At 62.1% G+C, this 10,617-nt stretch carries 10 protein-coding genes and 1 riboswitch; of the genes, 6 read left to right on the top strand and 4 right to left on the bottom strand.

Translation table 11 applies throughout. From position 1 onward, the window contains the following. From EKK30_RS07295 to cobU, 3 genes are all read right to left on the bottom strand, one after another. On the bottom strand, positions 1-664 hold a 664-nt coding region (locus tag EKK30_RS07295), incomplete at its 3' end, for a cobyric acid synthase (protein ID WP_290982480.1). Continuing rightward, complete coding sequence (gene cobO, locus EKK30_RS07290; protein ID WP_290982477.1) at positions 664-1,284, bottom strand: cob(I)yrinic acid a,c-diamide adenosyltransferase; 621 nt, start codon at positions 1,282-1,284, stop codon at positions 664-666. The genes cobO and EKK30_RS07295, both read right to left, overlap by 1 nt. 2 nt (positions 1,285-1,286) lie before the next feature. Beyond that, the gene (cobU, locus tag EKK30_RS07285) at positions 1,287-1,811 is read right to left on the bottom strand and encodes a bifunctional adenosylcobinamide kinase/adenosylcobinamide-phosphate guanylyltransferase (RefSeq protein WP_290982474.1); all 525 of its coding nucleotides are present in this window, start codon (positions 1,809-1,811) and stop codon (positions 1,287-1,289) included. A gap of 58 nt (positions 1,812-1,869) precedes the next feature. Further along, a riboswitch (cobalamin riboswitch) is annotated at positions 1,870-2,053 on the top strand. A 109-nt stretch (positions 2,054-2,162) separates the two neighbouring features. Here cobU and cobW point away from each other — a divergent pair. Genes cobW through cobJ form a run of 6 tightly spaced genes read left to right on the top strand, consistent with a single transcriptional unit; the run spans position 2,163 to position 9,855 of the window. Next, positions 2,163-3,200 (top strand): cobalamin biosynthesis protein CobW, encoded by a 1,038-nt coding sequence (gene cobW / locus EKK30_RS07280; protein WP_290982472.1) that lies wholly within the window; start codon positions 2,163-2,165, stop codon positions 3,198-3,200. After that, on the top strand, positions 3,200-6,466 hold the full coding sequence (gene cobN / locus EKK30_RS07275; RefSeq protein ID WP_290982469.1) for a cobaltochelatase subunit CobN: 3,267 nt from the start codon (positions 3,200-3,202) through the stop codon (positions 6,464-6,466). The genes cobW and cobN overlap by 1 nt, the downstream gene beginning before the upstream one ends. Next, positions 6,463-7,734, top strand: a complete 1,272-nt coding sequence (gene cobG, locus EKK30_RS07270; protein WP_290982466.1) for a precorrin-3B synthase — start codon at positions 6,463-6,465, stop codon at positions 7,732-7,734. Before cobN ends, cobG begins: the two co-directional genes overlap by 4 nt. Continuing rightward, the gene (locus tag EKK30_RS07265; protein ID WP_290982463.1) at positions 7,731-8,360 is read left to right on the top strand and encodes a precorrin-8X methylmutase; all 630 of its coding nucleotides are present in this window, start codon (positions 7,731-7,733) and stop codon (positions 8,358-8,360) included. Before cobG ends, EKK30_RS07265 begins: the two co-directional genes overlap by 4 nt. Further along, positions 8,357-9,100 (top strand): precorrin-2 C(20)-methyltransferase, encoded by a 744-nt coding sequence (locus EKK30_RS07260; protein ID WP_290982460.1) that lies wholly within the window; start codon positions 8,357-8,359, stop codon positions 9,098-9,100. The genes EKK30_RS07265 and EKK30_RS07260 overlap by 4 nt, the downstream gene beginning before the upstream one ends. Continuing rightward, positions 9,097-9,855 (top strand): precorrin-3B C(17)-methyltransferase, encoded by a 759-nt coding sequence (cobJ, locus tag EKK30_RS07255; RefSeq protein ID WP_290982457.1) that lies wholly within the window; start codon positions 9,097-9,099, stop codon positions 9,853-9,855. The genes EKK30_RS07260 and cobJ overlap by 4 nt, the downstream gene beginning before the upstream one ends. Here the strand turns inward: cobJ and EKK30_RS07250 are convergent. Continuing rightward, the gene (locus EKK30_RS07250) at positions 9,825-10,613 is read right to left on the bottom strand and encodes a cobalt-precorrin-6A reductase (RefSeq protein WP_290982454.1); all 789 of its coding nucleotides are present in this window, start codon (positions 10,611-10,613) and stop codon (positions 9,825-9,827) included. The two genes, cobJ and EKK30_RS07250, sit on opposite strands and share 31 nt — an antisense overlap. Positions 10,614-10,617 lie beyond the last annotated feature (4 nt).

Raw genomic sequence — 10,617 nt, 5'->3', positions numbered from 1 at the left:
ACGGTGTCCATCCCGTTCGTTCAGCAATTGCAGTCATGCCGGCGGCAAAAAGGCCCGGGTCGCCGCGCATCTTGTTGACGATAAAGCCGCGGATCATCGCCGCATCATCGGCGTCGAGGACGTGACGGGTGCCGACGATGCTGGCGATGACGCCGCCACGATCTATGTCGCCGATGAGAACGACCGGAACTCCTGCGGCGCGCGAGAAGCCAAGATTGGCGATATCGTTGGTGCGCAAGTTGATCTCGGATGCGCTGCCCGCACCTTCGACCAGGACGAGATCCGCATTGGCCTTCAACTGCGCGAAGCTCGCCAGCACATCGGGCAGGAGTTCCTTCTTCTTCGCCTGAAATTCGCGCGCCTTCGCCGAGCCGCGCATTTTTCCATGCACGATGATTTGCGCGCCGGTTTCGCTCTCGGGTTTTAGCAGCACAGGGTTCATGTGAACGCTGGCAGGCACGCGTGCGGCTCGTGCCTGCAGTGCCTGGGCTCGGCCGATCTCGCCGCCGTCTGCGGTCACGGCCGCGTTGTTCGACATGTTCTGTGGTTTAAAGGGGAGAACACGGAGGCCGCGATTTGCGAACAGGCGGCAGAGACCGGCGACGATCAGCGATTTTCCGACATCGGAACCCGTGCCGGAAAACATCAGCGAGCGTGCCGGCATCAGAATTCAATGCCTTCCTGCGCTTTCACGCCAGCTGCGAAGTGATGCTTCACAGCGGCCATCTCGGTGACGCCGTCCGCGACAGCGATCAATTCCGGCTTTGCATTGCGACCCGTTACGACGACGTGCAAATCCTGGCGACGCGTGCGCAGAGTTTCGATGACTTCGTCCAACGGCAGATAGTCGTAGCGAAGCGCGATGTTGAGTTCATCCAGAATCAGAAGGCGAATGGAGGCATCCGCCATCAGCTCTTTCGCTTTGCTCCAGGCGCGACCGGCGGCAGCGATGTCCCGGGCCTTGTCCTGGGTTTCCCAGGTGAAGCCTTCACCCATGGTGTGCCAGGAAATCTGATCGCCGAAGCGCTCCAGCGCACCGCGCTCGCCCGTCGTCCAGGCGCCCTTGATGAATTGAACGACGCCGACGCGCCATCCGTGTCCAAGCGCGCGCAGGACCAACCCGAAGGCGGCGGTCGATTTGCCTTTGCCAGTGCCGGTATGGACGAGGAGAACGCCTTTTTCGATCCGCTTCTCGGCTACTTCGGCATCCTGGACGGCCTTGCGCTTCGCCATCTTGGCTTTGTGCCGTTCGGCATCTTGATCTGTGGTTGGGTCGCCCGTCACGTTCAGCCCTTCAAGGTCAGAGGCAAGCCGGCAGCAACGAATACGACGCGGTCCGCCGCGGCTGCGATTTTCTGGTTGAGGCGTCCCGCCTCGTCGCGAAACGCGCGCGCAAGAGCATTCTCGGGCACGATCCCCAGGCCAACCTCGTTCGAGACGACGACGCAAGGCGCTATCCGCTTCGACAAGGCCGCGAGCATGTCCTCGGTAGCGTCGGCGACGGAACGATCTACATGCATGAGGTTCGAAACCCAAAGCGTGAGACAATCTACCAGGGTCGGAAGTTCGGCCGTCCGGTTTGCCAGCGCATCGGCGACTTCTATCGGGGTTTCGTGATCCATCCAGCCTTCACCGCGGCGCTGTTTGTGATGGGCAATGCGGTGGCGCATCTCATCATCGAAGGCTTCCGCGGTCGCAATATAGGCCCAGGGTCCGGGAACTGCTGTCAAAAGCCGTTCCGCAAAGGCGCTTTTGCCAGACCGGGCACCCCCAAGGACAAGGGTGAGCTGCGGAAGATGCGAAGAAGACATTATCAGCTTTCTGGCGGCCCGCCCGGGCGTCTGGCGATTGACGTCGGTAATTGGGTCACTTATCGATTGAGACGACGGTCCCTCGCAAGAGGGTTCAAAGGGAATGCGGTTTTACTCCGCAGCTGCCCCCGCAACTGTAAGCGGTGAGCATCGGCGAGATCGCCACTGGGCCCACGCCCGGGAAGGTCGCCGAACGCCAAGACCCGCGAGCCAGGAGACCTGCCGTCGCCAGGAACATTCGACCGTCGCCGGTGGGGCGAGAAAGGTTAAAATGCAGTTCAGATCGTTCGGCGCAGAACAGCGCCCGTTCATTCAATCGCTTCAGGCTATTCTCAATCCAGAGGCAGGGCAATGAGCGCGCGCAAAGTCCCAGTCACGATCGTTACCGGCTTTCTTGGCGCAGGCAAGACAACGCTCGTGCGCCACACAATCGAGAATGCACAGGGCCGGCGGCTGGCATTGATCGTCAACGAATTCGGCGACGTCGGTGTCGATGGAACAATTCTGCGCTCCTGCGGCATCGAAAACTGTCCGGAAGAAAACATCATCGAGCTGACCAACGGCTGCCTTTGCTGTACGGTGGCCGACGATTTCATTCCGACGCTCGAGGCCTTGCTGGCGCGGGATCCAGCCCCCGATCACATCATCATCGAGACGTCTGGACTGGCTTTACCCAAGCCGCTCGTCAAAGCCTTCGAATGGCCGGATATCCGCAATCGGGTGACTGTCGACGGCGTCGTGACGGTGGTCGATGGCCCCGCCGTGTTGTCAGGCCGGTTCGCCGACGACCCGGCGAAAGTGGCGGCTCAGCGTGAAGCCGATCCCTCGGTCGATCACGAAAATCCGCTCGAGGAGGTGTATGAGGATCAGCTTCTATGTGCTGATCTCGTCGTTCTCAACAAGACCGATATGCTAACGCCGGATGAAGTGACTTCCGTCTCGGGCGACATCAAGGCCAGCGTACCGCGCGCCATCAAGATCGTTGCCACCCGGGAGGGCCGGGTTCCTTCAGACGTGCTGCTCGGGCTCTCGGCAGCGGCGGAGAATGACCTCGCGGCGCGACCCTCGCACCACGACAACGAACCCGAGCACGATCACGACGACTTCGAAACTTTTATCGTCGAGGTGCCCGAAGCGTCGTCGCCTGCGGATCTCGCAGCGCGCGCCAAAGCCATCGCCGATGAGCATGACGTACTGCGGGTCAAAGGCTTCGCTGCCATCGACGGCAAGCCGATGCGTTTGCTTCTGCAGGGCGTCGGCGCGCGGATCGAAACACGCTACGAACGCGCCTGGCAGACGGGAGAGCGACGAGTGGGAAAGCTGGTCGTGATCGGACAGAAGGGACTCGATCGCGACGGGATCATCCGGAAACTCACGGGCGCTCTTTGATGCATATCGTGGTTCGCGAGAGTCGTGATCTTGACGAGGCCGCCGCGCCTCGCGATCTCGGACTCGCGCCCGCCGATATCGTTTTTCTGTCGTTCTCGGATTCTGATCTTGCCATGGCTGCGGCCGCGTATCAGCGGCTAGAGGCGGATGGCACAAGTCTGCGGATTGCCAACTTGAACGCGTTGCGCCATCCGATGTCCGTTGATCTTTTCGCAGAGACAACCCTCAAGGGCACGAAATCCGTCGTGGTGCGCCTCCTCGGGGGGCTCGATTACTGGCGTTATGGGGCGGAGCAGTTGGGCCGCCGCTGCCGTGACCTAGGGATTTCACTCGCTATTGTTCCCGGCGACGGCCGCCCGGACATTCGACTTTCGACACTATCGACATTCGAGCCGCACGACTTGGCGCGACTCGAAGCGCTGCTCGATGCCGGGGGCGTCGACAACACATTCACCGCCTTGCGAGCTGCGCTGGGCGTGCGGAGCGAAGACAACGAGGTTCCCTCGCCTCGCGACGTCCCGAATTTCGGTGTTTATCGCGAACGAGCCGTTGACGAGAGCGATATCGGGGCAGCCGCGGTCATTTTTTATCGCTCGCATCTTCTTGCCGGAGATGTTGCGCCGATCGATGCCCTGATCGACGCTCTTGACCACCGGGGGCTTGCGGTCACTGCCGTTTTTCTTCCGAGCCTCAAGGCACCCGATGCCGCAGATTGGCTCCGTCGTGAGCTTAAACAGCTTGCGCCCGACGTCATCATCAATGCCACTGCATTCGCGGCGCGTGACGGCGATGGCGGGTCGCCGCTCGACGCGGGCGATTGTCCAGTCCTGCAAGTGGCGCTCGCGAATTCATCGCGTAAGCTTTGGGATAAGTCGCAGCGCGGTCTGGGCGCTTCGGATCTGGCGATGCATGTGGTGCTTCCGGAGCTCGATGGACGATTGTTCGCGGGCGTCATCTCCTTCAAGGAAGAAGATGCGTTGGGGGAGAGCATCGGCATGCCGCTTTTACGGCATGTGCCGTACAACGAAGGCGTTGCCCATGTCGCCAACCTTGCTGCGAATTGGGCGCGGTTGCGCCACTCAGCAAAGGCTGATCTGCGCGTCGGGTTGCTTTTGTCGACCTATCCAGGACGGCCCGACCAGATCGCGCACGCTGTCGGCCTCGATGCTTTGGAGAGTGCGTGCAGGATTGCATCGCGTCTGAATCGGGAAGGCTTCGAGGTTCAGAATTACCCTCTCAATCCTCGCGAGTTGATGGAGGCGTTCGATCCGTCGCAGACCATGGCGTGGCCACTTGAGGCCTATCGGGATGCGTTGGAAGAGCTTCCGCAGTCGTTTCGCGAAAGCGTCTTTGCGGCTTGGGGCGCACCGGACGAAGACGAGGCGTTGTCCGATGGCGCGTTTCAGTTCCGGGCCTCGTTCGCCGGAAACGTTGTCTTCGGTCTTCAGCCGGAAAGAGGACAAGCGCTCGATCGGAAGGCGCAATATCACGATCCCTCCACGCCGCCGCGACACAGCTACGTCGCCTTCTATCTCTGGCTGCGCCACGTCGCGAAGATCGATGCGCTCATTCATCTCGGCGCGCATGGTACGCTCGAGTGGTTGCCCGGAAAGTCCGTTGCCGGGAGTGACAGCTGTGCGCCGCGCGCGCTTCTCGGCCCGATCCCGATGATCTATCCTTTCATCGTCAACGATCCTGGCGAGGCGGCCCAAGCAAAGCGCCGGCTAGCGGCCGTGGCGCTCGGACATAAGCCGCCGCCGATGACGGAGGCTGGGTTATCGGGTCCGCTCAGCGAAGTTGAACGGCTCGTTGACGAGTTTTCCTCGGCCGAAGGGCTTGATCCCCGCCGTCGGAAAGCGTTGTCCGAACAGATCGTCGATGCGGCGCTTCGCGCCGGAATTGCAGAGCGCTGTGGGCTTCAAGCGGGCATGCCGGCTGTGGAGGCTCTGACGCGGATCGATGCTTTTCTCTGCGATGTGAAAGAGCTTGCCATCCGCGATGGGCTCCACGTGCTGGATGATGGCGAACTTGACGCGATCGTACGGGCGCTCGCTGCGCGATTTGTCGAGCCCGGCCCAGCGGGCGCTCCGAGCCGCGGCCGGTCGGATGTTCTTCCCACCGGACGCAACCTTTACAGTGTCGATCCGCGGAGCGTGCCGACGCAAACCGCATGGGCGAACGGCAGGAGAGCAGCAAAGGCGATCCTCGATCGCTATCTTTCCGATCACGGCGACTGGCCGCGTGCGATCGTTCTCGATCTCTGGGGAAGCGCGACGCTGCGCACCGGTGGAGAAGAGCTGGCTACGGCACTGGCGTTGCTCGGCGTGCGGCCGGTGTGGGATCAGCGATCCTATCGCGTGACCGGTATCGAGACGGAAGCGCTGGCGGAGCTTGGGCGCCCTCGCGTGGACGTCACGCTGCGCATCTCGGGACTCTTCCGCGACATGTTCGGTGCGCAGCTTTCGCTTTTCAATTCGGCCGTGGCACTCGTTGCGGAATTGCCGGAAGACGAGACCGATAATCCGCTCCGGGCCGCGTGGGCGCGGGAAATGCAACTCGATCGCATCTTCGGTCCGGCCGGCGGCAGCTTTGGCGCCGGTGTGATGCAGCATATCGATCGCGGCGACTGGCAGGATCGCAGCACGCTTGGTCATGCTTATCTCGAAAGCTCGCAGGCGGCTTACGGCGAAGGCGGGGAAAGGGTTGCCTCAGAGAGCTTCAGCAAGCGCGTTAAAGCTGCCGATGCGTTCGTGCATGTGCAGGATCATGGCGAAATCGATCTCCTGACGGGCGGAGATTTTGCTGCGCACGAGGGCGGATTCGCGGCGGCAGCGGCGGCACTCGGGAACGACGGCGTCGCTCTCTACCACGGTGATACCGCAAATCCGGAATCGCCGCGTGTGCGCACGCTGCAAGAGGAATGTGCCCGCGTCATTCACGGTCGTGCTGCGAATACGCGCTGGATCGAAGGACAGATGCGGCACGGCTTCCGCGGCGGCGCCGAGATGGCGCAAAGCGTCGATGCGGCCTTCGCATTCGCGGCCAGCGCGCGTGCCGTCGACACGGGGGGATTCGAAAGGCTCTACGAAGCCTATCTCGGGGATCCAGTTGTCGCCGCGTTCCTCGACCGCGAAAATCCCGAGGCTATGGCGGCAATGCGGCGGCGCTTCGAGGAAGCGATTATGCGCGGCCTATGGCAGCCGCGTCGCAACGATCTGCAACGGCTGAACGCTCAGCCTAATTCGCCGCGCGAGGCAGCCGAATGACGTCTGCGGCGGACTTGAGGAAAGGCTGGTGTCCCGGCGCGCTTCGTCCGATGCGCTCGGGCGACGGGCTGCTTGTGCGGGTAAGACCTCGAGCTGGTGCGGTTTCGCTATCGGCGCTGCGTGCTATCGCGATGATTGCTGATCGTTTCGGCTCCGGCGAGATCGATCTCACAAACCGGGGCAACCTGCAGATTCGCGGCGTGTCTGACGCAACGTTCGAATCTGTCTTGGCCTCTTTGGGGGAAGCGGGGTTGCTAGATTCCTCGTCGGAAGCAGAAGCGGTGCGCAATGTCGTGGTCGATCCGCTCAGCGGGCTTGAGCCAGGGCGCGCGGATGTTCGCTACCTCGCACGGGGGCTTGAAAAGCATCTCGCGTGCGAGCCTCAACTTTGGGCACTGCCGGGTAAATTCGGCTTCAGCCTTTCGGGCGTTGCCGATCCGCGCGTCGGCGGGCGGACGAGCGATGTCATGGTGGTAGCCGACGGCGAGGATTTTTTTATCCATCTCGATGGTTCGGACGAGGCGTGCCGCCTTCAATCGGGAGACCAGGTGATCGACGGCGCGCTCCGTCTGGCTCGTGCGTTTGTTGAATTCGCGCGCGGTAACGATGATCTTCGGCGCATGCGCGATGCGGTGGCGCGTCATGGGGCGGCCGCAATCTTCGCAAAAGCCGGTTTAAGTGTTTCGGATGCTAGAAGCAGCAGGTACGAGTATCGCGGCGAGATTGTCGGTGCGCTTGCTCATGACGGCATCGTTTACGCAGTTGGCGTTGGCTTACCTTTCGGCCGCATCGTCGCGGGTCAGCTCGATGCTTTGTGTGAAGCAGCACCGAGTGCAGGCGCCGATGTGGTTCATACCAGTCCGCAGCGCGTCCTGGTGTTCCCGATCGCTGGCGGTCATTCAGCAGAAGGATTCTTGCACGTCGCAGCGGCAACGGGCTTGATCACGCAAGCTACCGACATCCGGCTCAACATGGACGTATGTCCCGGCTCACCGGCTTGCCGGAACGCGAGCACGAATACACGCGCAGACGCACAGCGGCTCGCATTTGCCCTGAGCGGATCGCTGCGTGGCTGCTCGCTTCATATCTCGGGCTGCGAAAAAGGTTGTGCGCGCCGTAGCGAAGCGAGCTTGACGCTCGTCGGCCGCGAAGGACGCTATGACATCATCAGGAACGGCTCGGCCGATTCACCGCGCGTGATCGAGACCGTCAATGCGGAAGATGTCAGCGAGGCGATCTCGCGGCTCATTACGGAGGCCGCGGCATGACAGTTCAGGATTACATTCGCGACGGCGCGGCCATCTACGCGCGATCTTTCGCCATCATCCGCGCGGAGGCCGATCTTGAAGGCTTGTCGCCTGTGGAAGAGCGCGTCGCCGTGCGCATCATCCACGCCTGTGGAATGGTCGAGGTTGCGCGCGATATCGTGATGTCTCCGACGTTCGCGAATGATGCGGAAGCAGCCATCAAAGCCGGCGCGCCCATTCTGTGCGATTCCATGATGGTTGCCGACGGCATTACCCGCGCCCGCTTGCCTGCCCAGAATTCCGTCATCTGCACGTTGCGCGATCCTCGTGTTCCCGAGATTGCCTCTGAGATCGGCAACACCCGAACAGCCGCGGCCATGGAGCTTTGGCGGCCGCAGCTTGCTGGCTCCGTGGTCGTTGTCGGCAATGCACCGACGGCGCTGTTCCGCCTGCTTGAGATGATCGATCAAGGCGCGCCTTTGCCCGCCGCTGTGATCGGGATGCCCGTCGGTTTTGTCGGCGCAGCAGAGTCGAAAGAGGCGCTCGCCGCCGACGGGCGCGTGCCGTTCGCGATCGTGAAAGGCCGAAAAGGCGGCAGCGCCATGGCTGCGGCGGCCGTCAATGCGCTCGCAAGCGAGGTCGAATGACCGAGACGAAAACCGGCACGCTTTTCGGCGTCGGTCTCGGGCCTGGCGACCCGGAGCTGATGACGCTCAAAGCGGCGCGTGTGCTGAGTGCCGCGCCAGTCGTCGCGCATTTCCGTAAAGCCGGGCGGCCTGGGCACGCGCGGACCATCGCAACGGCGCACATACGCGCCGACGTGATCGAAACCGCATTCGAATATCCGGTGACGACCGAGATCGATTTTCGTGACGACGGCTACGTCTCAGCGATACGCGATTTCTACGAGCGAAGTGCGGCGTCGATCATCGTGCATCTCCAAGCGGGGCGCGATGTGGCGTTGCTGTGCGAAGGCGATCCATTCTTCTACGGATCGTTTCTGCATATGTACGACCGCATCAAGGCCGCGCACGACGTGAAGGTGATCCCCGGCATTACTGGCATGTCCGGCTGCTGGACGGCAGCGCGTGCCCCCATCACCTACGGTGACGACGTGATGACGGTGTTGCCGGGCACGCTGGATGAAGGCGCATTGGCCAAGCATCTGAAGGATGCCGATGCTGCCGTCATCATGAAAGTCGGCCACAATATCGCGAAGATCAAAGCGGCTTTGCATAGTGCGGGGCGCTTTGATGATGCGATCTACGTCGAGCGCGGAACGATGCCGGGAGAGCGGGTGACCCGACTGGCTGAACTCGGCGAGTGCGTGGTCCCCTACTTCTCGATCATCCTGCTACCAGGCGGCAAAGGACGCCGCATTACATGACCGGGACGTTGACGATTGTCGGGCTTGGCCCGGGGCCGGAAGGCTGGGTAACACCTGCTGCCACCGAGGCCGTGGACCACGCGGATATGATCCTGGGCTATGCGCCTTACGTGAATAGGCTCACGCCAAAGGCGGGCCAGGTTTTTGAAGCGACGGATAATCGGGAAGAGCTGGCGCGGGCGGAACGCGCGCTCCATCTCGCCGGAAGCGGCCGCCGCGTGGCGTTGGTCTCGGGCGGAGATCCGGGTGTCTTCGCAATGGCGGCTGCCGTTTATGAGGCGGTGGAGAAGAACCCGGCGTCTGCGGAGAAGATCGATATTCGCGTGGAGCCCGGCGTCACGGCGATGCTCGCGGCGGCAGCGCGGATCGGCGCGCCGCTGGGTCATGACTTCTGCGCGATCTCGCTGTCGGATAATTTGAAATCATGGGCGACGATCGAGAAGCGTCTGCGTCTCGCCGCCGAGGCAGATTTCGTCATCGCCCTCTACAATCCGGCGTCGAAAGCGCGGCCTCAGCAGATCAAACAGGCATTCGATCTATTAGCCGGGGTGTTGCCGGCGGAAACCATCGTTGTGTTCGCTCGCGCTGTGGGACGCGCCGACGAGGAAGTCGATGTCACGACGCTCGCACACGCGACAGAGATGCCTTGTGATATGCGCACCCTGGTGATGGTCGGATCGCGAGAAACGCGAAAGGTCGTAGCCGCCGATGGACGTGCGTGGGTCTATACGCCGAGATCGGAGCGTGAGCGATGATGTTGGCTGATCCATGCCATGGCTTCATCAGCAGATTGCACGGTCGTTCGCGCGGCGAGCGCTGGACGACGCACTATATGGACCTTGAGGCCGAGTTGACGTGCCGCTTCGATTTTGGCGTAGGCGGCACTGCCTCCCGCGTTTTTCGAAAGCACATAGCGGATGTCGTAATCCGCGAACAATCGCGCATCGTCGCCTGTGCGAAATGGTCCGCGCGCTGTCAGCAACTCGCAATGCCAAAGATCAGGCGGAAGCTCGATCGGATCCACAACGCGGATCAGATAGCGATGTTGAGGAGCGAGGCGGAGGGCGTCGATCGCTTGCCGACCCAATCCGGAGAAGACGCTCTGAGCCTCGGCGGGGAGCGCCGCAATCGCTGTTTCGACAGTATCGTGCTCGATCCAGTCGTCACCAGGGACCGGCGTCCAGGGCGGACGTTCGACAGCAAGCAATGGTACGCCGCATGCGCGACAGGCGTCGACGGCGTTCGCGCTGATGCGCGCTGCAAACGGGTGCGTCGCGTCGATGAGAAGGTCGATCTTTTGGTCCCGCAAATAGTGGGACAGCCCCGCTATTCCCCCGAATCCGCCGATGCGCGTCGCAAGCGTACTCGCAGGAGGGTTGGTGGTGCGTCCTGCCAACGACAGAGTCGCACTAACGTTTGGAGCGCCGGCCAGGAATTCGGCGAGGGCGCTCGCTTCCGTGGTGCCGCCGAGAAGCAAAATGCGCAACGGACTTTTTTTCGGTGCCGTTTTCATGGAA

It is taken from the genome of Hyphomicrobium sp., assembly GCF_003987855.1.
Classification (GTDB): Bacteria; Pseudomonadota; Alphaproteobacteria; order Rhizobiales; family Hyphomicrobiaceae; genus Hyphomicrobium_B.
The sequence above is the reverse complement of the archived record's forward strand: the minus strand, read 5'-3'. Positions and strand labels throughout refer to the sequence as shown.